This window comes from Phreatobacter cathodiphilus (assembly GCF_003008515.1).
Taxonomy (GTDB): Bacteria; Pseudomonadota; Alphaproteobacteria; order Rhizobiales; family Phreatobacteraceae; genus Phreatobacter; species Phreatobacter cathodiphilus.
This window is the reverse complement of the sequence record NZ_CP027668.1, coordinates 800,966-825,641: the sequence shown is the minus strand read 5'-3', so window position 1 is coordinate 825,641 and position 24,676 is coordinate 800,966. Positions and strand designations below refer to the sequence as shown.

Here is a 24,676-nt window from a genome sequence, read left to right as displayed (position 1 = left end):
TTCACCCGAACCTGTTGGTCTTCGGGAAGCCCTTCGGCGGCAGGCGGCCGGCCTCGGCACGGTTGCCGATCCACTCGGTGAGGTCGGCCTGCGAGACGGTCCAGGTGCGGTCGGAGGAATCCTTCCAGGTCAGGCCCTCGGCGAGGGTGAAGGTCTTCAGGTCGACCATCCCGCCCTCCTTGTACTTCTGCAGGCGGACGCCCTTGCCGCGGGCCATTTCCGGCACCTGGTTGAGCGGGAAGACGAGAAGCTTGCGGTTGAGGCCGACGATGGCGACGTGGTCGCCCTCGACGAAGCGCACGGCGGCGAGTTCGTCCGGGGTGTCGACCCCCATCACGCCCTTGCCCTTGCGGGTGTTGGCGACGAGTTCGTCCTCGGCCACCACGAAGCCGCGGCCCTCGCGCGAGGCAAGGAGGGCCTTGCGGCCGCCGCGATAGGGCACGACGTCGACGATGTCGTGCTCCTGTTCGAGATCGAACATGAGACGCATGGGTTCACCCGCGCCGCGGCCGCCCGGCAGCTTCGATCCCTCCAGCGTGAAGACCTTGCCGTTGGTGGCGAAGACCAGGAGCTTCGACGTCGTCTCGGCGAAGAAGGAGAGCTTGAGCCGGTCGTCGGTCTTGAAGGTGAGCGTCGACAGATCCTGGACATGGCCCTTGAGGGCGCGGATCCAGCCCTTTTCGGAGACGACGACGGTGATCGGCTCGCGCTCCACCAGCGCCTCGGCGATGGCGTCGATGTCGACCTCGGTGGCTTCCCCGAAGGTGGTGCGGCGCCTGCCGAGCTCCGTCTCCTTGGAGAACTGCTTCTTCACGTTGCCGATCTCCCAGGAGACCGTCTTCCACTGCAGCGCCTCGGATCCCAGCAGCTTCTCGATGCCCTCCTTCTCCTTGGTGAGCTCGGCGTGCTCCTTGCGCAGCTCGATCTCCTCGAGCTTGGCGAGGGAGCGCAGGCGCATGTTGAGGATGGCCTCGACCTGCACCTCGGTGAGGTCGAAGCGGGCGACGAGGGCCTTCTTCGGCTCATCCGCGGTGCGGATGATGTGGATGACCTCGTCGATGTTGAGATAGGCGACGAGGAGGCCGGCCAGCACCTCGAGGCGCTTGTCGATGGCGGCGAGACGATGCTGCGAGCGGCGGATCAGCACCTCGCGGCGGTGGTCCAGCCACTCGCGCAGCACCTCCTTCAGGCCGACGACCTTCGGCACCTTGCCCTTCATGAGCACGTTCATGTTGAGCGGGATGCGGCTCTCCAGCTCGGTGAGCTTGAACAGGCTTTCCATGAGCACGGCCGCGTCGACGTTGCGCGACTTCGGCTCGAAGACGAGGCGGATGTCCTCGGCGCTCTCGTCGCGCATGTCGGCGACGAGCGGCAGCTTCCGCTCGTTGATCAGTTCGGCGATCTTCTCGATGAGGCGGCCCTTGGTGACGCCGAAGGGGATCTCGGTGACGACGACGAGATAGGTGCCGCGGCCGGTGTCCTCCTGGTGCCAGCGGGCGCGCGTGCGGAAGGCGCCGCGGCCGGTCTCGTAGGCCTCCTCGATGGCGGCGCGCCCCTCGATGATGATGCCGCCGGTGGGGAAGTCCGGTCCCGGCACATGAGCGATGAGGTCGCGGGTGGTGCAGTCGGGATGGGCGATGATGTGCAGCGCCGCGTCGCAGATCTCGGCGGCGTTGTGCGGCGGAATGGAGGTCGCCATGCCCACCGCGATGCCCTGGCTGCCGTTGGCGAGGAGATTGGGAAAGGCACCGGGGAGGACGACGGGCTCCTCGTCCTCCTCGTTGTAGGTCTTGCGGAAGTCGACCGCGTCCTCGTCGATGCCGTCGAGGAGGAGGCGCGCGACCTCGGTCATGCGCGCCTCGGTGTACCGATAGGCGGCGGCGTTGTCGCCGTCGATATTGCCGAAATTGCCCTGGCCGTCGACGAGGGGATAGCGCTGCGAGAAGTCCTGGGCGAGGCGCACCAGCGCGTCGTAGACGGACTGGTCGCCGTGCGGGTGGAACTTACCGATGACGTCGCCGACGATGCGGGCGCATTTCTTGAAGGCCGTGCCGGGATCGAGCTTCAGCAGCCGCATGGCGTGGAGGATGCGGCGGTGGACCGGCTTCAGACCGTCGCGGGCGTCGGGCAGCGCCCGGCCCATGATGGTGGAGAGGGCGTAGGCGAGATAGCGCTCCTCCAGCGCGTCGCGCAGGTTGATGGTCTCGATGCCGTCGTCGGAGCCTGACGGCGGATTTATGCGCTCGCCCATGGATCAGGCCTCGCGAATCGGAATGAGGGACATGAACCCTCGATAAGCGGGGCGGAAGGTGCGAACAAGCGGGGAACGGCCGGGCGGCCTGTGGTCAGCGGGGATGGAGACGGCTCTTCGCCCGACCCGGTCCGTGTGATGGATCGCTTGAAGAGTGGCCCCTCCCCCTTGTGCGCGAAGGCCCCTCTCTCAGAATCTGATCTCGACCGACGGGGCGGACCGCACGTGTTCGCCGTGGTACACCGCCTCGATGTTGTTGCCGTCGGGGTCGATCAGGAAGGCCGCGTAATAGCCGGGATGGTATTTGCGCAGGCCCGGCGCGCCGTTGTCGCGCCCGCCGGCGGCGAGGCCTGCCTGGTGGAAGGCGTCCACCATGGCCCGGTCCTTCGCCTGGAAGGCGAGGTGATGGCGGCCGGTGAGCTCGCCGAGCGCCGCCTCGCTGTCGCGGGACGAGATGAACAGCTCGTCCGCCCAGAAATAGCTCTTGTCTTCGCCGCCGATGGGAATGCCGAGCGCGCCGAAGACGGCGCCGTAGAAGCGTCGGGAGGCCGCGAGGTCGGCAACCACGAGCTGGACGTGGTCGATGAGGCGGCCGCGATGCAGTTCCTGGGTTTCCATGGGTGATCTCCGACGAAAAATTCCGCCAATCGCGGATGGTGAGGGAACGGGACGGCCTCCGCCTCGTTCCCACCCGCGCGCAGTCAACGACATCGGCTTGCCAAACCATGGCGGCAGGGTCCCTATGACCGCCTCACCGGAGCCCTTCCATGCGCCGCCTTCTCGCCGCAGCCCTCGCCGCCCTGACCGCCCTTCCTGCCCTGCCGGCGCTCGCCCAGTCGCCGGAGCTGATCTTCCGCCGCTCGACGGTGTTCCGGCTGCTGTCGCCCAACGACAAGCTCGCCACCTACGGCATCGACGACCCGCAGGTGGAGGGCGTCGCCTGCCATTTCACCGTGCCGGAAAAAGGCGGCTGGGCCGGTGCCTTCGGCCTCGCCGAGGAATTTTCCGAAGCCTCCCTCGCCTGCCGGCAGATCGGCCCGATCCGCATCACCGGGCGCTCATCCCAGGGCGACGTGGTGTTCCGCGAGGGCCGCTCCTTCTTCTTCAAGCGCGTGCAGATCGTGCGCGGCTGCGACGCGCGCCGCAACGTGCTGGTCTACATGATCTATTCGGACAAGCTGATCGACGGCTCGCCGCAGAACTCGACCTCCACCGTGCCGATCATGCCCTGGGGCCAGCAGGCCGAGGTGGTCCGCTGCGGCGACTTCATTTCATGACAGGCGACGGCGCGTTTCCTGCGTTTCCGTAACGGCAGGCTGGACGCCGCCGGACGGAAAGGCGGCTGCGGCACAAGGTCGGGCGACGATGTCAGCCCACCTGCCGGAGCCCTCCATGTCGCGCCGCCTTGCCGCTCTCGCCGCCCTCGCCCTCCTGTCGCTGACCCCCGCCCACGCCAGCGGCGGCATTTCCTGCGAGGCCGAGGACCGCTCGGCGAAATTCACCATCGGAAGCCCGATCGGCCGGTCGACCGGTGGCGCCTTCTACCAGTTCGCGGGCGAGCTGGAGCTGCGCATCGCCAACGCCGCCGCCGACTTCCGGAAGGTGACCTTCACCAAGGACCACCTGACCCAGAGCTGGTTCGACGCGCGCGACCTGAAGATGCACGTCCATTTCGAGCGCGAGGGTGAGCCGCACGGCACCATCGACCTCACGGTGGAGGCCCGCGGCAATGCCGACGCCGAGACCTGGCGCGGCCGCTACGTGCTGAGCATCGGCGAAACGGTGAACGGCGAGTTCCGCAGCCGCCGCATCACCGGGCGCGTGTCATGTTCGGTCGAAGGGTGATGCTTGACGGCGGTGTCCCGTTCTGCGCTATCTCTGCCGCATGAACGGTTCGATCATCCTCATCGGGATTATTTGCGGCTGAGCGTCTTCGCTGGCCGGTCGCCGTTCTTTGCCATAATCCCCGAGCGCAAAAGACAACGCACCCGGCCAGCGGCGGATGCGGTCGTGCGGAGACGGCTATGGCGATCAGGCTCTACAACACGCTGACGCGGTCGAAGGACGTTTTCGTCCCGATCGATCCGACGAACGTGCGCATGTATGTCTGCGGCCCGACCGTCTATGACGACGCCCATATCGGCAATGCCCGGCCGGTGATCGTCTTCGACCTCCTGTTCCGGCTGCTGCGCCACGTCTACGGCGAGGCCCACGTCACCTATGCGCGCAACATCACGGACCTCGACGACAAGATCAACAAGCGCGCCCATGAGCGCGGCGTCACCATCCGCGCGCTGACGGAGGGCACCGCCGCCCGCTTCCACGCGGCGGCGGACGCGCTCGGCTGCCTCAGGCCGACGGTCGAGCCGCGGGCGACCGAGCATATCGCGGAAATGAAGGCGCTCTGCGAGAAGCTGGTGGCGGCCGGCCACGCCTATGTGGCCGAGGACCACGTGCTGTTCTCGGTGCCGTCCATGCCGGGTTACGGCGGGCTGTCGAAGCGGCCGCTGGACGACATGATCGCCGGCGCGCGCGTCGACGTCGCGCCCTACAAGCGCTCCGAGATGGACTTCGTGCTGTGGAAGCCCTCGCACGAGGCGCACGAGCCGGGCTGGGAGAGCCCGTGCGGCATCGCGCAAGCCGGGCGCCCCGGCTGGCACATCGAGTGCTCTGCCATGAGCTGGAAGCATCTCGGCGAGACCTTCGATATTCATGGCGGCGGCATCGACCTCGTCTTCCCCCACCACGAGAACGAGGTGGCGCAGACCACCTGCGCCTTCGGCCACCAGGTGATGGCGAACGTCTGGATGCACAACGGCTTCCTGCAGGTCGAGGGCGAGAAGATGTCCAAGAGTCTGGGGAATTTCGTGACGATCCAGGAGCTTCTCGACGGCTGGCAGGGCAAGGCCTGGCCGGGCGAGGTGCTGCGCCTGACCATGCTGAAGACGCACTACCGGCAGCCCATCGACTGGACGGTCAGGGCCATGGAGGAGAGCTGGAAGACGCTGGAGGGATGGTATCGGACGACGGCTGGCATCGCCGCCGGACCGGTGCCCGAGGCGGTCCTCGGGGCGATCGGCGACGACCTCAACACGGCGAAGGCCATCGCGGAATTGCACGCCCTCGACAAGCGGGGCGATCACGCCGGGCTGAAAGCTGCACTGGCGCTGATGGGCTTCGATGAGACGCGGGCGGGTGAGCTGTCGGCCGATGCCGATACGGAATCCGACATGAAGGATACAGCCCGCATCGACGACCTCATCGCCGCCCGCCTCGCTGCCCGCAAGGCGAAAAATTTCGCCGAAAGCGACCGCATCCGCGACGAGCTCGCGGCCATGGGCATCCAGCTCAAGGACGGCAAGGACCCGGCCACCGGCGAGCCGGTGACGACCTGGGAGGTGATGCGGTGAGCGTCCCGATGAGGCAGCACCCGTCACCCCCGGCGAGGCGCGCCAGCGCCGAGGGAAGGGGGTCCAGGGGCCAGAGCCATTGTTTCTGGCGGATCAAACCCGGCGCGCCGGGCGGCCCCGCCCTACGACACCTGGACCCCCTTCCCTCGCCCTTCGGGCTCGCCGGGGGTGACGGGCAGTGGATCGACCGGGTGTCGAAGGCCGACGACCAGATGGGAGAGGCTTCGATGGCTGCACCGGCCAAGTGCGTCCTTCGAGGCTCGGCTGTCGCCTCGCGCCTCAGGATGAGGGGCGTTTGTGACCTACACAACGGTGGCCCGGATAGCGGCCCGGCGCGGCGCCGACGCTGCCTTGCGTCGCGTGTCACACACCGCCCTCCTCATCCTGAGGTGCGAGCGCCAGCGAGCCTCGAAGGACGCACTTCATCGATGCCGGGCTGTTCAGGGAGTGCTTGCTCATGACCTCACCCTTCACCGGCGGATGCCAGTGCGGCGCCGTGCGCTTTTCCTGCGAAAGCCTCGGGCGCGCGTCGATCTGCCATTGCCGCATGTGCCAGAAGGCCTTTGGCAGCTATTTCGCGCCTCTCGCCAGCGCCCATGGCCTCACCTGGACCCGCGGGGCACCAAAGCATTTTCAGAGCTCGAGCGTCGTGCGCCGCGGCTTCTGCGGCGAGTGCGGCACGCCACTGACCTACGAGCACGCCCACGGTGTCGAACTGGCGCTCGGCGCCTTCGACGATCCGGCCGCCCTGCCCCCGATCATCCAGATGGGGCTGGAGGCGCGCATGCCCTTCCTCGCCGATCTCGTAGGGCTGCCGACACGCACGCCCGCGGAAGCGGAGAAGGTCGCCGGCTTCTACGCCTCCGTCGTCTCCTACCAGCACCCGGACCACGACACGGCCACCTGGCCGCCCGCCGGGAGACCCGCGGCGTGAGCGGGGAGACCGGCGGCGTGCCGCCCGACGCAGCGCGCGCCCTGAAGCGCATCGCCTTCTGGGTTGCCGTGAAATTCCTGTTCCTGATCGCGCTGACGCTCGCCGTCCTGCGCTGGAAAGGCCTGATCTGAGCCCGCCATGACCGAACCCCGCGAGCGCCTCTATCTCTTCGACACGACGCTGCGCGACGGCGCGCAGACGACCGGCGTCGATTTCACCCTGGACGACAAGCTGAAGATCGCCGCGCTGCTGGACGATCTCGGGCTCGACTTCGTGGAGGGCGGCTATCCTGGGGCCAACCCCACGGATACGGCGCTGTTCGGCACGAAGCGGCGGCTGAAGGCGACCTTCACCGCCTTCGGCATGACCAAGCGGGCAGGACGCTCGGCGGCGAACGATCCCGGTGTCGCGGCGCTGCTGGAGGCCGAGGCGGACGCCATCTGCTTCGTCGCCAAGGCCTGGGACTACCATGTGCACGTCGCGCTCGGCTGCACGCTGGAGGAAAACCTCGAGGGCATCGCCGACTCGGTGAAGGCGGCGAAGGCACGGGGGCGCGAGGTGCTGGTCGACTGCGAGCACTTCTTCGACGGGTTCAAGGCCAACCGCGACTTTGCCCTCGCCTGCGCCCGCACCGCCTTCGAGAGCGGCGCGCGCTGGGTGGTGCTCTGCGACACCAACGGCGGCACTCTCCCCGAGGAGGTCGAGGCCATCGTGCGCGAGGTCACGGCCGTGGTGCCGGGAGGCAACCTCGGCATCCACGCCCACAACGACACGGAGCAGGCCGTGGCCAATTCGCTGGCGGCGGTACGGGCCGGCTGCCGACAGATCCAGGGCACGCTGAACGGGCTCGGCGAGCGCTGCGGCAATGCCAACCTGACATCGCTCATCCCGACCCTGCTGCTGAAACCCGCCTATGCCGAGCGCTTCGCCATCGGTGTGACGGCGGAGAAGCTCACGCAGCTCACCAAGATCTCGCGCCAGCTCGACGAGCTCATCAATCGGCCGCCGAACCGCCACGCGCCCTATGTGGGCGCGGCGGCCTTCGCGACCAAGGCGGGCATCCACGCATCGGCCGTGCTGAAGGAGCCCGAGACCTACGAGCACGTTCCGCCGGAGACGGTGGGCAACCGCCGCCACGTCCTCGTCTCCGAACAGGCGGGCAAGTCCAACGTGCTGGCGGAACTCGAGCGCGTCGGGCTGACGGTGTCGAAGGACGACCCGCGCGTTGCCCGCATCCTCGACGAGGTGAAGGAGCGCGAGAGCCTAGGCTATGCCTATGAGGGAGCGGACGCCTCGTTCTTCCTCCTCGCCAAGCGCGTCATGGGCGAGGTGCCGGCCTTCTTCGCGGTGGAGCGCTTCAAGGTGAACGTGGAGCGCCGCTACAACGCCGCCGGCGACCTCGTCACCTTCTCGGAGGCGACCGTGAAGGTGAAGGTGGGCGATGAGGTGCTGATCTCGGCGGCCGAGGGCAACGGTCCGGTCAACGCGCTCGACGCGGCGCTGCGCAAGGATCTCGGCCGCTACCAGCGCTTCATCGAGGACCTGGAGCTGGTCGACTTCCGCGTCCGCATCCTCAACGGCGGCACCGGCGCTGTGACGCGTGTTTTGATCGAGAGCCGCGACGGGGCGGGCGACACCTGGACCACGGTGGGGGTCTCGGCCAACATCATCGACGCGAGCTTCCAGGCCCTGACGGATTCCATCACCTACAAGCTGGTGAAGGAGGGGGTGGGGGTGTGAGGCGCTAGAGGCTTTCCTCGACATCCATCCGCTGATGAAGGATGCGGATCACGACGATCGTTTCGGGCTGTAGCCGGTAGATGACGATATGTGATCCCGCCATCAGGATCCGCAGGCCCGACCCGACCGCCTCGGCTGATCGACCCAGTTCTGGAAACCGCAGCAGCCGCTCGATCGCCGCCTGCAGCATCCGCACATAGGCCACGGCACGATCGGTGCCCCAGGTGTCGGCCGAATAGTCGAAGATGTCGGAGAGGTCTTGCTCGGCCGCGGGGGTGAGCGCGAGCTTCATCCGCGCCCGGCCAGCTTGCTGGCGAGAAACGTCTCGAAGTCGAACGGGCGGGCCTCTCCGCTGGCTTCGCCCTCGGCCACCGCCGCCCGCAGCGCGGCAAGCTTCGCCTCGTGCTCCTCGAGCAGCCGCAGCCCCGCCCGAACCACCTCGCTGGCCGAGCTGTACCGTCCCTCGGCGACCCGCTGGTCGATGAAAGTCGCGAAATGATCGCCGAGGCTCACGGAGGTGTTCTTGGGCATAAGCCGACGATACCAAAAACTGGTATCGCTCTCAACGCCTCACATCTTCTCGATGACCACCGGGTCGTGCTCCTTGGCCAGCGCCTCCTGCGGCAGCTTCGCCACCTGCGCCTGGATGGTCGGGATGATGTCCCTGACCTCGTCGACGATGGAGTATTTCACCTGCAGGCCCGGACGGATGAAGCCCTCGTCCTTCATGTGGTCGAGGAGGACGCGCAAGGGGTCCCAGAAGCCGCCGACATTGGCGACGACGACCGGCTTGGCGTGCCGGCCGAGCTGCGCCCAGGTGAGCTGCTCGACCAGTTCCTCCAGCGTGCCGATGCCGCCGGGCAGCGCCACGAAGGCGTCGGCCTCGGTGAACATCCGCATCTTGCGGGTGTGCATGTCGGGAACGGTGACCACGTCGATGACGGCATCGAGCGGCATCTCCTTGCGCTTGAGGAAGTCGGGGATGATGCCCAGCACCTTGCCGCCGTTGTCGACCACGGACTTGGCGAGCGTTCCCATCAGCCCGATGCCGCCGCCGCCATAGACGAGACGAATGCCGGCCTTGGCCATGGCGGCCCCGAGGTCGCGCGCCGCCTTCTCGTGGACGCCGTCATGGCCGGAGCCGGAGCCGCAATAGACGCAGATGGAACGGATGGTCGCCATGGGGCACTCCGGCGGGTCAGGGCTGCCGCACGGGCGCCCGCGAGTCACGACGGCGACCATAGCAGGGGCGGGCCGCCGAGGTCAGCCCGGAACGGCCCCCCTGCCGGGACCAGCCATGCGCATTCGCGCGGCACCGGGGCTTCACCGGAACGGAAAGGAGATTATATCGGTTCCAGAGAATTGCGCCCGCTCCCCCAAGGACAGACCATCGTGACATCCCCTCACGCGCCGGGTGCGCCCGCGCCCGCGCAAAATGCCGTCTCCGCCGAGGGTGGCGCCCTGTCGCGCACGATCCTGCACCTGTGGCCGTTCATCTGGCCGCACGACCGCGCCGACCTGAAGCGGCGCGTCGCCTGGGCCATGGTGCTGCTGGTGATCGCCAAGGTGGTCACCATGGTGGTGCCCTTCACCTTCAAATGGGCGACCGATGCGCTCGCCGCGCCGCAGGCGGCGGATGCGGGCTGGTGGGCGGCGGTGCTGGCCGCGCCGCTCGCCCTCACCCTCGCCTACGGTGCCTCGCGCATCCTGATGGCGCTCGTCACGCAGATGCGCGACGGGTTGTTCGCCAAGGTGTCGATGCATGCGGTGCGACGGCTCGCCCTGCTCACCTTCGAGCACATGCACAGGCTGTCGCTCCGCTTCCACCTGGAGCGCAAGACGGGCGGCCTCACCCGCGTGCTGGAGCGCGGCCGCAACGCCATCGAGACCATCGTCAGGATGATCATCCTGCAGCTCATGCCGACCATCCTGGAGCTGGCGCTGATCGTCGGCATCCTCCTGTGGATGTTCGACTGGCGCTACGTGGTCGTCATCATCGTGACGGTCGCGGCCTATCTCGCCTTCACCTACTACGCCACGGAATGGCGGATCGCGATCCGTCGCGACATGAACGACAGCGACACCAACGCCAACGTCAAGGCGATCGACTCGCTGCTGAACTTCGAGACCGTGAAGTACTTCTCCGCCGAGGCCCGCGAGAAGGCCCGCTACGACGTCTCCATGGCGAAGTACGAGGCGGCCTCCACCAAGGCGCTGACCTCTCTCGCCGTGCTCAACGCCGGACAGGCGGCCATCTTCACCGCCGGCATGACGGTCGCCATGGTGCTCTGCGCCATCGACATCACCCGCGGCCGCAACACGGTCGGCGACTTCGTCATGATCAACGCCATGATGATCCAGCTCTACCAGCCGCTGAACTTCATGGGCATGGTCTATCGCGAGATCAAACAGGCGGTGACCGACATCGAGGCGATGTTCGCTATCCTCGGTCGCAACCCGGAGATCGTCGACCGGCCGGGCGCGCCCGACCTGAAGGTCGCCGGCGGCACGATCCGCTTCGAGGACGTGACCTTCGCCTACGATCCCGCGCGGCCCATCCTCAAGGGCGTGACCTTCGAGGTGCCGGCGGGCAAGTCGGTGGCCATCGTCGGTCCCTCGGGCGCCGGCAAGTCCACCATCTCGCGCCTGCTCTTCCGCTTCTACGACATCAGCGGCGGGCGCATCACGGTGGACGGGCAGGATATCCGCGAGGTCACCCAGGCGTCTCTCCGCCGCGCCATCGGCATGGTCCCGCAGGACACGGTGCTGTTCAACGACACGATCCGCTACAACATCCGCTACGGCCGCTGGGAGGCGAGCGACGCGGAGGTTGAGGAGGCGGCGGGCCTCGCCCAGATCCACGACTTCATCCAGCGCAGCCCCGCGGGCTACGAGACCGAGGTCGGCGAACGGGGCCTCAAGCTTTCCGGCGGCGAGAAGCAGCGCGTCGCCATCGCCCGCGCCATCCTCAAGTCACCGCCGATCCTGGTGCTGGACGAGGCGACTTCGGCGCTGGACAGCCACACGGAGCGGGAGATTCAGGAGGCGCTCGACCGCATCGCCCGAGACCGCACGGCCATCGTCATCGCCCACCGCCTGTCGACGGTGGTCAATGCCGACGAGATCATCGTCCTCGACGACGGCAGGGTGGCCGAGCGCGGCACGCATGGGGAACTGCTTGCCAAGGGCGGCCTCTATGCCGGATTGTGGAACCGTCAGCGCGAGGCGGCCGAAGCCGAGGAGAAGATCGCGGGTCTCGACCGCGGCATGCCGGCCAGATCCCAGGAATCTGCCCCGGTTTCGCCAGACAGTCGTGCTGACGTCTTCGTCAAGCCGCCGCGGGAGGCGGCGGAGTAAACGGCCCTATGGTCGAGACACGCGAGCGGCCCCTGTCGCTGTCCTATCGCCGGCCTGCGGACCGTTCGGAGAAGAACGTGCTGCGGGAGGTGCTGGATGGCCTGCGCCACGACCCGCAATCCGACCTCGCCGAGGTCGGATCGGGCTTCGGCCTGGGGCTCGTCTCCCTGCTCTTCATCGGCCCGGTGGCGCTGCTCGTCGCCTGGGCGCTGCAATTCGCCACCGGCGTCTCCTTCGGCACGGACCAGACCTGGCTTGCCGCCGCGCTCCTGTGGCTCGGCGGCTGGGGCGGGATGAGCGCCCTGCGCGTCGCCGCCCGTCGCGGCCGCACCACCGCCCTCCGCCGGGCCCTGTCGGCCGATCTCGCCGAGGGCGACGTGCAGGAGGAGAGCTGGCGCTTCGTCGAGGCCGTCGGTTTCCAAGAGGCGGAGACCATGCCCCTCCTCTACCTGCTGCGCGCCGACAACGGCTCGGTCGTCGCCTTCGAGGAGACGCGCCTGATCGGCCGGGAGCGCGGCGCCGGCGAACCCTTCGTCTCCGCCGCCCCGTCGGACGCGGTGCTGGTGCGCGGGGCGCGGTCGGGCATTCTCATCAGCGAGAACTATTCCGGGCCGGCCCTGCCGCTGCTCGACGTCCATCCCCTGAAGCTCGCGCGCGAGGACCGGCCGCCCCATGGCGGCGTCGTCGATCGCCCCTGGGCAGCCGTCGGCCCCTGGCTGTCGGGCCGCGGCACGGCGGGTTAGCCCGTCACCCTCGCCAGTTCCACCGCTTCGGCGAGCACGGCCTGATCACCAACCTGGTTGGCGAGGATGAGCGCCAGGCGCGCCTGGAAGGCGGCTGCCTCGGCCTCGGAGAGGCCGCGCTGGGCTGCGGCCAGCAGGCGGTAGGCCGCATCGGGATCGGCCAGGCGACTGGCGAGGGCGAGGCCGGTCGCGGGCTGGTGTTCACGTTCTGATTCAGGTGGCTGAGAGATTGATTCCGATTCATCAGCGCGGCCCAAGTCCTTGACGTGGAATCCCTTTGCCCGGCGGATCGCATCCTCGACCTTCACCGCATCGAAGCAGCGCCAGCGCGCCGTCAGGTGTCCGTCGGGGCGCAGGAGGAAGCAGGCGCCCGGCGTCGCGTCGAAGCGCGTGGCGAAGAGCCCCTTCCCGTCCAGCACGTCCCGGCCGACGACGAGCATGTCGCAGCCGGCGGGCGGAACTCCGACCTCCCCCACCGCGATCAGCAGGAAGCGGCCGGTGGCGAGCGCCGTCAGATGCGTGGCGCCACCGCCGGCCAGGAGCAGCGGCACGTCCGGCACCGGCGCGCCGAGACGGGCCGTGCCGGACCAGGTTTCGCCGTCTGGCGTGGAGAGCGGTGTGTCGTAGGTCGTCGGGGTCGACAGCCGTCCCGAATTGACGAGGCGGCGGGCGAAGGGCGCGGTGCCGGCGAGCGCGAGCACCGCGTCGCGCAGCCGGCGCTCCCCCAGCGAAGGCGGCGCGATGAAGTCGGTGGCGCCGGTAGAGTGGCGAATGTTCTCGTCCGCCGCGGCGCCCCGCTCGGCGTCGTAGGTGGCGAGAAGATCGGGGCCTGCCTCCCCGGTCAGCACCAGCGCCAGCTTCCAGGCGAGGTTCTCCGCGTCCTGAATGCCGGAATTGGCGCCGCGCGCGCCGAAGGGAGAGACCTGGTGGGCCGCGTCGCCGGCGAAGATCACGGGGCCATGGATGAAGCGTGCAAGGCGGCGGCACTGGAAGGTGTAGACCGACACCCATTCGAGGGTGAAGGCGTCATGGCCGAGCATCCGCCGGATGCGGGGCACGACATTCTCCAGCCGCCTCTCGACCTCGGCGTCGGCGTCGCGGCCGAGTTGCAGGTCGATGCGCCAGACGTCGTCCGGCTGCTTGTGCAGCAGGGCGGACTGCCCGCCATGGAACGGCGGCTGAAACCAGAACCAGCGCTCGGTTGGAAAGTCCGCCGTCATCTTGACGTCGGCGATGAGGAAACGGTCGTCGAAGACCTCGCCGGCGAAGTCGAGCCCCATCATCGCGCGGAGGGGCGAGCGGGAGCCGTCGCAGGCGATGACCCGGTCGGCAGCGAGGCGGTAGGGCCCGTCCGGCGTCTCGACGGTGAGGAGGGCGCCGTCGCCCCGGGTTTCCAGCGCGCTGACCCGGTTCGACCAGCGCAGGTCGACCATCGGCGCGAGGTCCATCGCCCGCGCCACCAGCGCGGCCTCGACATGGTACTGCTGGATGTTGATGAAGGCCGGGCGGCGATGCCCCGTCTCCGGCAGGAGGTCGAAGTCGTAAAGCTCGCGCTCGCCGAGGAAAACCCGGCCGCGCTGCCAGGTCACGCCCCTCGCCACGAGGTCCCCGCCGACGCCGAGCCGGTCGAAGATCTCCAGCGTGCGCTTGGCGAAGCAGATGGCGCGGCTGCCCTCCCCGATGCGGTCGGCATCGTCGAGCACCACGGCGGCGACGCCGCGCTGCGCGAGGTCGATGGCGAGCGACAGGCCGACGGGGCCGGCACCGACGATGACGACCGGGCGGCGCGGCGGCGTGGCGGCCGTCTGGTCGGCATGGCGCGAATAGGCGAAGCGCAGCGGCAGCGCGCCCGGCGCGGCGGTGGTCATGCGAGGCCTCCCGATGGTTTCATCCGAAACCTTTTCCCTCTCTTCTGCCCGACCGGCCGCCGCCGAGTCCAGCCGGTCAGCCGGCAGCGCGCATGACCGCCGAGGCGGTCTTGAAGAAGGCGCTGGCGATGCGGAAGACCGAGAAAAAGGCGATGGCCGCCAGCACGAATTCGAGGAGCCGGCCGCGCCGCCAGAGATGGGCCCAGAAGGCCCAGGAGACGAGGGGCCAGCGGGCGCTATAGGGGGCGAGCCCGCGCATCCAGGGGCGCAGCAGCATGTCCTTCTGCGGCAGGCCGAGATCGTCGGCGACCCAGCGCGGCCAGAAAGACAGGAGCCAGGCGCCCGTCCCGATCAGCGCAAGCCAGACGAGACCGTGGAGAAGATGGTCCATGGGGATCTTTCACGGGGTGTGGGCGCGCACCCGAGGGCGCGGCGCCCGCGCGGCGTCATCCGCCGCTCGGAAGGGACGGGGTGTCGGCGCGCGGCGCGTAGAGGGGACCGATGACGCGGACGGGCCGGCGGTCGGGCTCGGGCGGGACCTCGACCGGCGCCGGCGCCGACGGCGAGACGGCCGGCGCCGTGCCGCGGATCTCCACCGGTTCCGGCTCGGAGGCGGCGCGGATGGTGCCGTCGATGCCGATGGTGGGGCGGGGAGCCCCTCCCCGGCCGCGCGAGCGGTCGATGCGCTCCAGCCGCTCCGCCTCGCGGCGGGCGCGCTGCTCGGAGGCGATCTCCTCGCGCACCGCCTGCCGCTGGTCGGCGGGCATGGAGAGGAGCCGGGCCTGTTCGGCCGAGATCACCTGGTCGCCGCTGCGCAGGGTCGGGTCGGCGCGGTCGGAAAAGGCCTGCGCCCAGGAGCCGTTGCGCGGCCGGCAGGTGCAGGCGGCGTCGAAGCGCTGGCGGAAGCGCAGGGCGTTGGGCAGCGCCGTATAGGGCGCGCCGTCCACGGACACGGCGTTCTCGATCTGGTCGTCGCGCATGCGGTAGAGCGCCACCTCGGCGCCCGGACACTGCATCTGGCAGAGCTCCTCCTGGCCGAGCTCGGCTCCCGGCCGCGGCGATGAGGTCATGGGGAAGAACGCGCCGTCGCAAAGGCGCACGCAGACGGCGCGGTGACCGACATTGCGCGGCCGCTCGTCGCCGTCGCCGGGGCGGAGCTGCTCCTCGGGCACCGCGGCGACGTCGTCCTGGAAGCCGGGGTCGCGCCTCGCGCCGAACAGATGTTCGATGAAATTGCCGAAGCCCGGCCGCCGGGGCTCCTCTCCCTCGCGATAGGCCGTCTGAGGCCTGGAGTCGGGGGTGCGGTATTCGCGGGTGACGTCCCGCTCGGGCGCTCCGCCGAAGCCGAAGAAGCCCGGCCGCTGTGCGGCGGCCTCGCGGGTGGCGCCGCAGCCGTTGGCGTCATAGGCAGCGACGAGCTGGGCCCGCTGCTGGAGGCGCTGGGCGGACTGGACGCCGCCACCCCCGGCCTGGGCCTCGAGCTGGGCGAGGTTCGCCTGCATCTGGCGGCGCCGGGCGTCCAGGGCCGAACACTGGGCGCCCTGGAAGAAGCCGCCGCAGCCCGCCGCCTGGTAGGCGCGGGTGATGGTGGCGATCTCGGCGCGCTGGCTGCGGGCGGCCGCGGCGAAGCGGCGGTTGGCCGCCGCGCCGGCGGGCGCCCGGTCGAGCTGGGCGATGCGGGCGCGAATCTGCGCGCAGACGGCCTGGGCCTCGGCCGGCCGCGCCGCATCGACGACGAGGGCCAGGGCCATCGCCGCGAAAGCCAGCATCGCCGCCCGTTTCGTGCCCGAACGAACCTGCACGCATCCCCCTGGTCGGTTGTCCCTCATCCCTGTCGAAGCAGCGATCAAGCACACGAAACTATTTCAATTTCGTGGTCGTCGCCAGAATGTGCGGGGACGCAGCCCAGCCCCGCCGCGCCGCCATTGCCCAGCGCCGCGGCATGCGCCCAAATGGCGCAGTCCTCATTCCCTGCCGCGGGTGCCCGCCGATGACCGCCGTCTTCCACCGGAGCCTTGCCCACGACTATCCCGTTGCCGTGTCCGGCGAGGGCATCGTCATCCGCGACTCGCAGGGCCGCAGCTATATCGACGCCTCCGGCGGGGCGGCGGTCTCCTGCCTCGGCCATTCCCACCCCGACGTGCTGGCGGCCATGCACGCCCAGCTCGACAGCCTCGCCTATGCCCATACGAGCTTCTTCACCACCGAAGTGGCGGAGGAGCTGGCCGAGATGCTCGTGGCCGACGCCCCCGCCGGCATGAGCCACGTCTATTTCCTCTCCGGTGGATCGGAAGCGATCGAGACCGCGCTGAAGCTGGCGCGGCAGTATTTCGTCGAGATCGGGCAGCCGCAGCGGCGCCACATCATCGGGCGACGGCAGAGCTACCACGGCAACACGCTGGGGGCGCTGGCCGTCGGCCACAACGCGGGGCGACGGGTGCAATATGCGCCGCTGCTCATCGAGACGCACCACGTCTCGCCCACCTACGGCTATCGCCACCGCGCCGCCGGCGAGACGCCCGAGGCCTATGGCGCGCGGCTGGCGGCGGAACTCGCGGAGGAGATCGAGCGGCTCGGGCCGGACAGCGTCATCGCCTTCATCGCCGAGACGGTGGGCGGGGCGACCTGCGGCGCCATCACCGCCCCGCCCGGCTATTTCCGCGCCGTGCGCGAGATCTGCGACCAGCACGGCATCCTGCTCATTCTCGACGAGGTGATGTGCGGCATGGGCCGCACCGGCACGCTACACGCCTGCGAGCAGGAGGGCGTCGCGCCCGACCTGATGACCATCGCCAAGGGGCTCGGTGGCGGCTTCGCCCCCATCGGCGCGGTGCTGGTGGCGGACAAGGTGTTCCAGGCCTTCGACCGCGGCTCGAAGCTGTTCCAGCACGGCCATACCTATCTCGGCCATGCGCTGGCCTGCGCCGCCGGTCTCGCCGTGCAGAAGGTGATCCGGCGCGACAATCTGCTCGCCAATGTGCGGGCGCAGGGCGCGCACCTGACACGCCGCCTGGCCGAGCGCTTCGGCAACCACCACCATGTCGGCGACATCCGCGGCCGCGGCCTGTTCCAGGCCATCGAGATCGTCGCCGACCGCGGCACGAAGGAGACCTTCGACCCGGCCCTGAAGTTGCATGCCCGGATCAAGGCGGAGGCCATGGCCCGCGGGCTGATGGTCTATCCGTCGGGCGGCACGGCCGACGGCATCCGCGGCGATCACGTGCTGATCGCCCCGCCCTTCATCGTCGATGCGGGAGACATCGACACCATCGTCGAACGGCTCGCAGAAGCCGTCGACGCCAGCCTGCCGCCGGCCGGTTGACTTCCAGAGGAGAGTCCGACATGAAACTCACCACCCTCGCAGCCCTCGGCGGGCTCGCGCTGACCGGGCTCGCCGCCCTGCCGGCCGAGTCTTTGGCGCAGACCCCCAACGTGATCGAGCGCGCCAGGCAGCGCGGCTTCCTCACCTGCGGCATCCACACCGGCCTGCCCGGCTTCGGCTTCCAGGCGAGCGACGGGGAATGGCGCGGCCTCGACATCGACCTGTGCCGCGCCGTCGCGGCGGCGATCTTCGACGACCCGACCAAGATCCGCTTCGTGCAGACGACGGCGCAGACCCGCTTCATCGTGGTGCAGACGGGCGACGTGGACCTGCTCGCCCGCAACGCCACCTATACGATGAGCCGCGATACGGCGATGGGCATGGTCTGGCCGGCCATCAACTACTTCGACGGCCAGGGCTTCATGGTCCGAAAGGCCTCCGGCGTCACCTCGGTGAAGGGCCTCGACGGCGCCTCGATCTGCGTCACCCAGGGCACCACGACCGAGCTCAATCTCGCCGACTATTTCCGCGCCAACAACCTGCGCTACGAGGTGGTGAGCTTCAAGACCAACGACGAGGGCATCAAGGCCTTCGAGGCCGGCCGCTGCGACAGCTTCACCACCGACGCCTCGGGCCTGGCCGCCGAGCGGCTGCGCTTCGCCAGCCCCGGCGACTTCGTCATCCTGCCCGAGCTGATCTCGCGCGAGCCGCTCGGGCCTGCGGTCCGGCGTGGCGACGAGAACTTCGCCGCACTGGTGCGCTGGACGCACTATGCCATGCTCAACGCCGAGGACCTCGGCGTCACCCGCGCCAATGTCGAGCAGATGCGCGCCGGCACCACCAACCCGGAGATTCGCCGCCTGCTCGGCACCGACGGCAAGTTCGGCGAGACGCTCGGCCTCACCAACGACTGGGCGTACAGGATCATCCGCCACGTCGGGAACTACGGCGAGAGCTTCGAGCGCAATGTCGGCGCCGGCTCCCGCCTCGGACTTCCCCGCGGCACCAACGCGCTGTGGACCAAGGGCGGGCTGCAATACCCCTACCCCATCCGCTGAGCCCCGCGTTTCGGCGCGCGGACATTCTTGACACCGTGCGGGGGGAGCCGCTAGGAACGCGGCTCCTCGCCACTCGACGGCGCGGGCGCGTAGCTCAGCGGGAGAGCACTCCCTTCACACGGGAGGGGTCACAGGTTCAATCCCTGTCGCGCCCACCATCCGGTCCTTCGGTGACCGGCCTGCAGTCCACCGATCCCAAGCCTCCGGCGCCGTACGGCGCGCCGACGCGCGCGCCGGGAAAGGCTCCGCCTCAGACCCTCGAGCTCGGCCGGTAGAAGGGCTCGTGGCGGGAGGGGTCGATATAGTCGGCATAGAAGCGGCGGACGTGCGGCAGCAGCGCCTTGGAGAGGTGACGGCGCTCGACCTCGTCATGGGAGAGGGCCTTGGCGAGGTCGTCGTGCAGCGCCTTGAGGGCGGCGTCCTTGTCGACGCGGGTGAACCGGCCGTCGGCATAGAGGATCTCGCCATCGCACATCACCGCCTTGACGCCTTGCGCCTTGGCCCGCTGGACGAAGGCGTCCAGCACCGGGGTCTCGGCGTCCAGATAGGGATAGGCGATGGCTTTCCAGTCGTGCAGCGACAGGTCGGCGGCCTTGCCGACCTCCAGGCTGCCGATGCCGGTGCCGTAGGGCGTCGTCTTCGCGCCGCCGGTGGTCGCCATGCGCAACACCTGCGCCATGGTCGGCACGTCCGCCTCGACCATGCCCGGCACGCGGTGGGCGCGCAGCACGAGCCGAAGCTCCTGCAGCATGTCGCGGTCGTCGTTGATGCCCGCCTCGTCCAGCCCGATGGCGGTGTTCATGCCCTTGGCCTCGAAGACGTTGAGGGCGGCGACGCCGGAGCGCAGGCGGAAGTTGGACGAGCAGTTGTGGCAGACGCAGCCGCCGGCGCTCGCCAGACGGTCGATGTCGCTCTCGTTGAGCCAAACGCCGTGGCCGAGGGTGAGGCGCTCGTTCACCATGTCGAAGCGGTCGATATATTCGAGCGCCGTGCATTCGCCGCGCCGCCAGGCATATTCCTTCTGGTAGGCCGTCTCGAGCAGGTGCATGTGCATCGGCACGTCGAACTTCTTCGAGGCCTCGGAGAGCCGGGTCAACGCCGCGTCGGAGCACCAGTGGAGATTGGCGGGCGCGAGCTGGATCTTCACCCGGCTCTTGTTCTGGTGCTTGCGGTAGAGCGTCTCGAACAGGCCCATGACCTCGTCGAGACTGGTCTTGAAGCGCTCGAAGTAGCGCTTCATCGGATCGCGCAGCTCGGGGGGCAGGCTGGCGACGAAATCGTCGTCGGCCTGGTAGACGAGCCGGTTCTGGTCGCGCACCGCGTAGCAGTAGGACACCCGCATGCCGATGTCCTCGTAGGCGCGGATGACGTCGGAGCTCTTGGCCTCCACCTCCTGCAGCGTGCCGGGCATCCAGCCGTGGATGTGCTGCACCGTGGTGATGCCGGAACCGATCATCTCGAAGGCGGAATAGAGCGTGTCGAGATAGAGGTTGAGGTTGCGGATCACCAGGCGGGTGATGAACCACAGCTCCAGCGGCATGTCGGGCGAGCCGAGTTGGACCGGCGTCAGGCCGACATGGTGGTGGCCGTTGACGAAGCCGGGCAACACGATCTCCTCGCCGCTGCCGATCACCGGCACGGTGGGATGGCGCGCGTGGAGATCGGCATAGGTGCCGATGGCGGTGATCACCCCGTCCTCCTGCAGGACGGCGCCGTCGTCGATCTGGTTCCAGTTGAAGCGGTCGACGACACCGGTGATCAGCGTGCGGCTGCGGACGAGAGACGTGGCCATGGGCGGGTTCCGGAAGGGATGTGGGACGGAGGGGCGCGCGGCGGAGCCGCCGCGCGTGGCGTCAGGCGGCCGGGGCCAGGCCTTCCTGTTCGGCGAAGGCGCGGTCCACCTCGTCGCGCAGCAGGTCGGTCAAGTGGATGCGCAGGGCCTCGCTCTCGCGGGAGAAGAGGTTGCGCGGCCGTGGCAGCGGGTTGGTGACGATCGTCTTGATGCGGCCCGGACGGGCGGTGAAGACGACGATGCGATCCGACAGCGCCACCGCCTCATCGATGGAATGCGTAACGAACAGCACCGAGGCGCCGCTGTCGCGCCAGACGTCGAGGAGGAAGTCCTGCATCTTCTGGCGCGTCTGGACGTCGAGGGCGGCGAAGGGCTCGTCCATCAACAGGACCTTCGGCCGCATCGACAGGGCCCGCGCCACCGCCACGCGCTGGCGCATGCCCCCCGAGAGTTCGTCCGGCCGTTTGTTGATCGCCTCGGCGAGGCCGACGCGCTGGAGGGCATCGGCGGCGATCGCCTTGCGCTCGGCCTCGGGCACGCCGCGGATGGCATGGCCGAAGGTGACGTTCTGCCAGACGTTGAGCCAGGGGAAGAGCGAGGTCTCCTGGAAGATCAGGCTGCGCTCGGGCGACGGGGTGTCGACGCGGTCGCGGAACGACCAGATCTCCCCCGCGGTGGCCGGTTCCAGGCCGGCGATCAGGTAGAGCAGCGTGGACTTGCCGCAGCCCGAGGGGCCGAGGAAGACCACGAACTCGCCGGGGCTGACGTCGAGGTCGATGTCGCGCAGCGCCTCATGGGCGCGGCGGGTGCCCGCCGCCCAGATCTTCGACACGTTGCGGCAGACCACGCTGTCCTTGGACGAATAGGCTTTGGGCGTCTCAGAGGCCACGCAGAACTCCCGTCGTTTCAGGCACCCAGTAGAGAATCCGCTTCTGGACCATGCGCAGGATCCAGTCCGAGGCAAAGCCGAGGAAGCCGATGAGGGCGATGCAGAAGAAGACCAGCGAGGGGTTGAAGGTGTTGCGCGCCAGCATGATCACCTGTCCGAGGCCGTAGCCGACGCCGGTGGTCTCGGCGATCAGCACCACCATCCAGGCGCCGAACATGTTGAGCCTCAGCACCATCAGCAGGCCGGGCAGGATGGCCGGCACGATGACGCGCAGATAGATCTGGCGCTTCGTCGCCCCCATGGTGCGGGCGACGTTGATGAGGTTGCGATTCACCCCGTCGATCTGCGCCACCGTGCCCAGCACCATGTGGAAGAACAGGGCGATGACGACCATGAAGATGGCCGGCGCGTTGCCGATGCCGAAGATGAAGATGGCGACCGGCAGCCAAGCGATGGGCGAGACCGGCGACAGCAGGGTGATGGTCGGCAGCGTCAGCTTCTCGAAGAGGTGGAAATAGCGGATCAGCACGCCGACCGTGACCGCCAGAACCGAAGCGATGAGGAGCCCGGAGAAGACCCGGCCCATCGTGGCGCCGACGGTGATGAACAGGGCCTGGCGGGGCGTCGGGCCGTCGGCCGGATTGAGGCCGATGGACCAGCGCGTGGCCGTGTTGAAGAACTTGGCCTGGTCGGCGAAGGCGCCCAGGAAGACGTGCGGCGGTGGCAGGAGCTTGGGGTCGGCGACGCCCACCGCCCAGAGCAGTTCCCAGATCCCGGCGAAGAGCCCGACCGAGACCAGCGTCCAGCCGATCCGCGGCGCGGCCTCGGCCAGCTTCTCCTTCAGGCGCGTGCTCCAGGTTTCCGCCGTCCCCTTGGGAACGGCGGAGGCCTTGGGAGCCGGCGGCACGTGATCGGCGATGGCGGCGTCCGTCATGGTCCGCCTCAGGCCGACTTGTATTTCAGCTTGGCGTAGAGATCGGCGTTCTCCGCGATGACCTGCTCGAGCAGGGTCCAGTCGATGGCCTCGCGCGTCGGCTTCTTCTTGATGTAGCCCATCTCGACCAGGCTGTCGGTGCGCTCCAGGATGAACTGGGTCTGCGAGCGGGCATCGACCACCGCCGGCTGCTTGCCCATGGCGAGGACGGCGTTTTCCATCGAGGTCTTGTAATAGGTCCCGACCAGCTTGGTCAGCGTCTCCTGCTGCTGACTCTCGGCCATGGCCTGGGCCTGCATCATCGCCTTGATGATGGCCTTCAGGCCCTTCGGGTTCTCGGCGATGAGGCTGGAGCGGGCCGCGAGCACGCAGTCCGTATAGCCCTTGCCGTAGATGTCAGTGCCGTCCGAGAGCTTGTGCGAACCGGGGACGTCGCGCAGGAGCGCGGTGCCGTAGGGCTCGATGGTGCAAATCCAGTCGATGGCGCCGGCCTTGAAGGCTTCCACAGCCTCGGGGGTCGAGCCCATATAGCGTACGGTCACGTCGCGGAAGCTGATGCCGTTCTTCTTCAGGTAGTCGTAGGGCATGACCTCCAGCGTATCGAGCTGGAAGGTGCCGAGGGTCTTGCCCTTGAGCTTCTGCGGCGTATCGAGGCCCGGCCGCGAGACGATCACGCAGCCCTCGACACCGCCGCCGGCCACCACCTTGACCGGCGCGCCGGCGTCGAAGAGCGCCATGAAGCTCGTATAGGGCATCAGACCCACGTCGACCTGCCCCATGCCGAGGAAGGTGACCTGCTCCGCGAAGGTCGGCGTGTTGACGAACTGGAGGTCGGTCCCCTCGGCCCGCGAGAACTGCATGGCGTGGGCGAGGAAGATGTTGAGGTTGCAGAAGCCGGTGCCGTGGGTCGACTTGATCGGCCGGCCCTGGGCCAGCACCACATCAGGGCCGACGGCCATGGTGATGGCGGCAGCCGCCGCGCCGGCGCGCAGGAAGCCGCGCCGCGAGAAGTTCATGGCCTGGAGGTTCGGCAGGTGCATGCAGCCATGGCGGTCACACATGGGAGACTCCGCTGAGGATCGGGTGATGGGGACAATGCGGATGCGAGAGGGCCGCGCCGTCAGGCGCATGGCTCGGCAGCCGGGCAGGCGTAACCCGTCCGGTCTGCGGCTCTGGACTGCTGTTGTGGGGTCGATCAGCCTTCGCCCGGCTGGCGCATCGCGCGATGGCCGGTTCCTGCCCTAGATCCACGCTCGTTGACATCGGCCGGATGCAGCCGATGAGGTCGAGGATTGCGAACATCGCAATCTCCACAACAACAAGGCGGCACGCCAACCTGAAGTCCTCGCCCTGCGGCGGGGGCTGCGCTGGTCCTCATCAAAGCAAGGGCAATGCCAAGCGCCCTCTCCTGCGGAAAGTGCAGAAATGGCCGGCATCGCCGCAAACCGGGGCGCACACGGCCCCTTCCGCTGCTCCAAAACCCGGCAGTCCTGCAGCCGAATTGATCAGGCGGTGGCGGGCGGCCGCAGCCACACCGAGCTGCTCATTGCCAAGCTGATATATCAGGTGTACCTCTCATATCAGAGGAGCCGAAATGCTGACGGTGATCGGAGGGATGCGGGACAGGCAGGCGGCGCGCGGCCGGACGGCGGCGGCGGCGATCCACGGCCTGTTGCGCGACGATATCCTGTCGCTGCGCCTCGCCCCCGGCTCCCAGCTCAACGAGAAGGACATCGCCGCCCAGCACGGCGTCAGCCGTACGCCGGTGCGGGAGGCGCTGCTGCGCCTCTCCGACGAGGGGCTGGTGGACATCGTCTCGAAGTCCGGCACCTATGTCTCGCGCATCCCGCTGGCCGACCTGCCGGAGGCGATCACGATCCGGCGGATCCTCGAGCAGCACGCGGTGCGGGCCGCCGTCGAGCGGGCGAGCAAGAGCCAGATCATCGAACTCGGCGCCATCGTCGCGCGCATGGCGGAGGCGGCGGAGGCCGCCGACACCGAATCCTTCCACCGGGCGGACGAGGCCTTCCACGAGGCCATCGCGGCGGCCGGGGGCCATCCCGGGGTCTGGACCCTGGTGCGGCACGTGAAGCTGCAGGTCGACCGGTTCCGCCGCCTGACCCTGCCGCTGGCGGGCCGCATGGCCCGCGTGGTGGCCGAGCACGAGGCCGTGCTGAAGGCGATCGAACAGCGCCGGCCGGACGCCGCGGCCGAAGCCCTCGGCCGGCACATCGACGGGCTCAAGCTCGGCGCCGAGGATCTCGAGCGCTTCAACCCCGACTTTTTCCAGGAGGATATCGGGCGCCCCGATCTCAAGCGCGCCTGACGCCATTCCACCGCCGGATCGCGACCGGTCCTGCGGCAACAAGCGGCGGAAA

General features: G+C 68.9%; 23 protein-coding genes, 1 tRNA gene and 1 pseudogene. 12 read left to right on the top strand and 13 right to left on the bottom strand.

The annotated features are described in order from the left end of the window. Position 1: 1 nt before the first annotated feature. Both parC and C6569_RS04070 read right to left on the bottom strand, forming a co-directional pair. Entirely contained in the window at positions 2-2,251 is a 2,250-nt protein-coding gene (gene parC / locus C6569_RS04075; RefSeq protein ID WP_106747639.1) for a DNA topoisomerase IV subunit A, read from the bottom strand. A gap of 189 nt (positions 2,252-2,440) precedes the next feature. After that, positions 2,441-2,869, bottom strand: coding sequence for a VOC family protein (locus C6569_RS04070; protein WP_106747638.1), 429 nt, complete (start codon positions 2,867-2,869; stop codon positions 2,441-2,443). A 149-nt stretch (positions 2,870-3,018) separates the two neighbouring features. Here C6569_RS04070 and C6569_RS04065 point away from each other — a divergent pair, with 149 nt between their 5' ends. The 6 genes from C6569_RS04065 to cimA all read left to right on the top strand — a co-directional run bounded on the left by C6569_RS04065 (position 3,019) and on the right by cimA (position 8,335). Next, a complete protein-coding gene (locus C6569_RS04065) occupies positions 3,019-3,528 on the top strand; it encodes a CreA family protein (RefSeq protein WP_106747637.1) in 510 nt (169 codons plus the stop codon). A gap of 115 nt (positions 3,529-3,643) precedes the next feature. Next, positions 3,644-4,096, top strand: coding sequence for a hypothetical protein (locus C6569_RS04060; protein ID WP_106747636.1), 453 nt, complete (start codon positions 3,644-3,646; stop codon positions 4,094-4,096). A gap of 179 nt (positions 4,097-4,275) precedes the next feature. Next, positions 4,276-5,661: a cysteine--tRNA ligase gene (cysS, locus tag C6569_RS04055; protein ID WP_106747635.1), complete on the top strand. Its 1,386-nt coding sequence runs from the start codon at positions 4,276-4,278 to the stop codon at positions 5,659-5,661. Between the two features lie 457 nt (positions 5,662-6,118). Beyond that, positions 6,119-6,595, top strand: a complete 477-nt coding sequence (locus C6569_RS04050) for a GFA family protein (RefSeq protein WP_106747634.1) — start codon at positions 6,119-6,121, stop codon at positions 6,593-6,595. After that, a complete protein-coding gene (locus tag C6569_RS22355) occupies positions 6,592-6,726 on the top strand; it encodes a hypothetical protein (RefSeq protein WP_281260389.1) in 135 nt (44 codons plus the stop codon). Before C6569_RS04050 ends, C6569_RS22355 begins: the two co-directional genes overlap by 4 nt. Before the next feature lie 7 nt (positions 6,727-6,733). Beyond that, positions 6,734-8,335 (top strand): citramalate synthase, encoded by a 1,602-nt coding sequence (gene cimA / locus C6569_RS04045; protein ID WP_106747633.1) that lies wholly within the window; start codon positions 6,734-6,736, stop codon positions 8,333-8,335. A 4-nt stretch (positions 8,336-8,339) separates the two neighbouring features. Here cimA and C6569_RS04040 read toward each other — a convergent pair whose 3' ends face one another. The 3 genes from C6569_RS04040 to C6569_RS04030 are packed head-to-tail and all read right to left on the bottom strand — an operon-like array spanning position 8,340 to position 9,517. Continuing rightward, positions 8,340-8,627 (bottom strand): type II toxin-antitoxin system RelE/ParE family toxin, encoded by a 288-nt coding sequence (locus C6569_RS04040; protein WP_106747632.1) that lies wholly within the window; start codon positions 8,625-8,627, stop codon positions 8,340-8,342. Then, positions 8,624-8,866 (bottom strand): type II toxin-antitoxin system ParD family antitoxin, encoded by a 243-nt coding sequence (locus C6569_RS04035; protein WP_106747631.1) that lies wholly within the window; start codon positions 8,864-8,866, stop codon positions 8,624-8,626. Before C6569_RS04035 ends, C6569_RS04040 begins: the two co-directional genes overlap by 4 nt. 39 nt (positions 8,867-8,905) lie before the next feature. Further along, positions 8,906-9,517: an LOG family protein gene (locus tag C6569_RS04030; RefSeq protein WP_181313902.1), complete on the bottom strand. Its 612-nt coding sequence runs from the start codon at positions 9,515-9,517 to the stop codon at positions 8,906-8,908. Positions 9,518-9,727: 210 nt separating this feature from the next. On the opposite strand from C6569_RS04030, the gene C6569_RS04025 reads away from it, so the two are divergent. Then, positions 9,728-11,692: an ABCB family ABC transporter ATP-binding protein/permease gene (locus C6569_RS04025; RefSeq protein ID WP_425440698.1), complete on the top strand. Its 1,965-nt coding sequence runs from the start codon at positions 9,728-9,730 to the stop codon at positions 11,690-11,692. Positions 11,693-11,700: 8 nt separating this feature from the next. Next, positions 11,701-12,435, top strand: coding sequence for a hypothetical protein (locus C6569_RS04020; RefSeq protein ID WP_106747629.1), 735 nt, complete (start codon positions 11,701-11,703; stop codon positions 12,433-12,435). On the opposite strand, the gene C6569_RS22150 is transcribed toward C6569_RS04020, so the two are convergent. The 4 genes and pseudogenes from C6569_RS22150 to C6569_RS04005 form a co-directional block, all read right to left on the bottom strand. Further along, the gene (locus C6569_RS22150) at positions 12,432-12,692 is read right to left on the bottom strand and encodes a DUF2783 domain-containing protein (protein ID WP_281260405.1); all 261 of its coding nucleotides are present in this window, start codon (positions 12,690-12,692) and stop codon (positions 12,432-12,434) included. The genes C6569_RS04020 and C6569_RS22150 overlap by 4 nt on opposite strands. A 15-nt stretch (positions 12,693-12,707) precedes the next feature. Beyond that, positions 12,708-14,303: pseudogene (locus tag C6569_RS04015) on the bottom strand (FAD-dependent oxidoreductase); the annotation flags it as partial. 76 nt (positions 14,304-14,379) lie between these two features. After that, positions 14,380-14,694, bottom strand: coding sequence for a hypothetical protein (locus tag C6569_RS04010; protein ID WP_106747628.1), 315 nt, complete (start codon positions 14,692-14,694; stop codon positions 14,380-14,382). A gap of 55 nt (positions 14,695-14,749) precedes the next feature. Next, positions 14,750-16,105, bottom strand: coding sequence for a DUF2865 domain-containing protein (locus tag C6569_RS04005; RefSeq protein WP_181313900.1), 1,356 nt, complete (start codon positions 16,103-16,105; stop codon positions 14,750-14,752). Between the two features lie 188 nt (positions 16,106-16,293). Here C6569_RS04005 and C6569_RS04000 point away from each other — a divergent pair, with 188 nt between their 5' ends. The 3 genes from C6569_RS04000 to C6569_RS03990 all read left to right on the top strand — a co-directional run bounded on the left by C6569_RS04000 (position 16,294) and on the right by C6569_RS03990 (position 18,841). Next, a complete protein-coding gene (locus C6569_RS04000) occupies positions 16,294-17,625 on the top strand; it encodes an aspartate aminotransferase family protein (RefSeq protein WP_106747626.1) in 1,332 nt (443 codons plus the stop codon). A gap of 20 nt (positions 17,626-17,645) precedes the next feature. Then, positions 17,646-18,683, top strand: coding sequence for an amino acid ABC transporter substrate-binding protein (locus tag C6569_RS03995; RefSeq protein ID WP_106747625.1), 1,038 nt, complete (start codon positions 17,646-17,648; stop codon positions 18,681-18,683). 83 nt (positions 18,684-18,766) lie between these two features. Next, positions 18,767-18,841: transfer RNA gene (locus C6569_RS03990), tRNA-Val, on the top strand. A gap of 92 nt (positions 18,842-18,933) precedes the next feature. Here C6569_RS03990 and C6569_RS03985 read toward each other — a convergent pair. From C6569_RS03985 to C6569_RS03970, 4 genes are all read right to left on the bottom strand, one after another. Then, positions 18,934-20,475, bottom strand: coding sequence for an amidohydrolase family protein (locus C6569_RS03985; protein ID WP_106747624.1), 1,542 nt, complete (start codon positions 20,473-20,475; stop codon positions 18,934-18,936). Between the two features lie 61 nt (positions 20,476-20,536). Continuing rightward, positions 20,537-21,364, bottom strand: coding sequence for an ABC transporter ATP-binding protein (locus C6569_RS03980; RefSeq protein WP_106747623.1), 828 nt, complete (start codon positions 21,362-21,364; stop codon positions 20,537-20,539). Next, complete coding sequence (locus C6569_RS03975) at positions 21,354-22,298, bottom strand: ABC transporter permease (protein WP_106747622.1); 945 nt, start codon at positions 22,296-22,298, stop codon at positions 21,354-21,356. The genes C6569_RS03980 and C6569_RS03975 overlap by 11 nt, the downstream gene beginning before the upstream one ends. Positions 22,299-22,306: 8 nt before the next feature. Next, positions 22,307-23,359: an ABC transporter substrate-binding protein gene (locus C6569_RS03970; protein ID WP_106747621.1), complete on the bottom strand. Its 1,053-nt coding sequence runs from the start codon at positions 23,357-23,359 to the stop codon at positions 22,307-22,309. Positions 23,360-23,892: 533 nt separating this feature from the next. Here C6569_RS03970 and C6569_RS03965 point away from each other — a divergent pair. Continuing rightward, on the top strand, positions 23,893-24,624 hold the full coding sequence (locus C6569_RS03965) for a GntR family transcriptional regulator (protein ID WP_245898225.1): 732 nt from the start codon (positions 23,893-23,895) through the stop codon (positions 24,622-24,624). Positions 24,625-24,676 lie beyond the last annotated feature (52 nt).

Bases quoted from the DNA above. Each gene is read 5' to 3' on its own strand.
- C6569_RS03965 (WP_245898225.1), top strand. From the start codon at position 23,893: ATGCTGACGGTGATCGGAGGGATGCGGGACAGGCAGGCGGCGCGCGGC.
- C6569_RS04065 (WP_106747637.1), top strand. From the start codon at position 3,019: ATGCGCCGCCTTCTCGCCGCAGCCCTCGCCGCCCTGACCGCCCTTCCT.
- cimA (WP_106747633.1), top strand. From the start codon at position 6,734: ATGACCGAACCCCGCGAGCGCCTCTATCTCTTCGACACGACGCTGCGC.
- cysS (WP_106747635.1), top strand. From the start codon at position 4,276: ATGGCGATCAGGCTCTACAACACGCTGACGCGGTCGAAGGACGTTTTC.
- C6569_RS04035 (WP_106747631.1), bottom strand. From the start codon at position 8,866: ATGCCCAAGAACACCTCCGTGAGCCTCGGCGATCATTTCGCGACTTTC.
- C6569_RS04030 (WP_181313902.1), bottom strand. From the start codon at position 9,517: ATGGCGACCATCCGTTCCATCTGCGTCTATTGCGGCTCCGGCTCCGGC.
- C6569_RS04020 (WP_106747629.1), top strand. From the start codon at position 11,701: ATGGTCGAGACACGCGAGCGGCCCCTGTCGCTGTCCTATCGCCGGCCT.
- C6569_RS04000 (WP_106747626.1), top strand. From the start codon at position 16,294: ATGACCGCCGTCTTCCACCGGAGCCTTGCCCACGACTATCCCGTTGCC.
- C6569_RS03970 (WP_106747621.1), bottom strand. From the start codon at position 23,359: ATGTGTGACCGCCATGGCTGCATGCACCTGCCGAACCTCCAGGCCATG.
- C6569_RS04050 (WP_106747634.1), top strand. From the start codon at position 6,119: ATGACCTCACCCTTCACCGGCGGATGCCAGTGCGGCGCCGTGCGCTTT.
- C6569_RS04060 (WP_106747636.1), top strand. From the start codon at position 3,644: ATGTCGCGCCGCCTTGCCGCTCTCGCCGCCCTCGCCCTCCTGTCGCTG.
- C6569_RS03995 (WP_106747625.1), top strand. From the start codon at position 17,646: ATGAAACTCACCACCCTCGCAGCCCTCGGCGGGCTCGCGCTGACCGGG.
- C6569_RS03985 (WP_106747624.1), bottom strand. From the start codon at position 20,475: ATGGCCACGTCTCTCGTCCGCAGCCGCACGCTGATCACCGGTGTCGTC.
- parC (WP_106747639.1), bottom strand. From the start codon at position 2,251: ATGGGCGAGCGCATAAATCCGCCGTCAGGCTCCGACGACGGCATCGAG.
- C6569_RS04010 (WP_106747628.1), bottom strand. From the start codon at position 14,694: ATGGACCATCTTCTCCACGGTCTCGTCTGGCTTGCGCTGATCGGGACG.
- C6569_RS04070 (WP_106747638.1), bottom strand. From the start codon at position 2,869: ATGGAAACCCAGGAACTGCATCGCGGCCGCCTCATCGACCACGTCCAG.
- C6569_RS04040 (WP_106747632.1), bottom strand. From the start codon at position 8,627: ATGAAGCTCGCGCTCACCCCCGCGGCCGAGCAAGACCTCTCCGACATC.
- C6569_RS03975 (WP_106747622.1), bottom strand. From the start codon at position 22,298: ATGACGGACGCCGCCATCGCCGATCACGTGCCGCCGGCTCCCAAGGCC.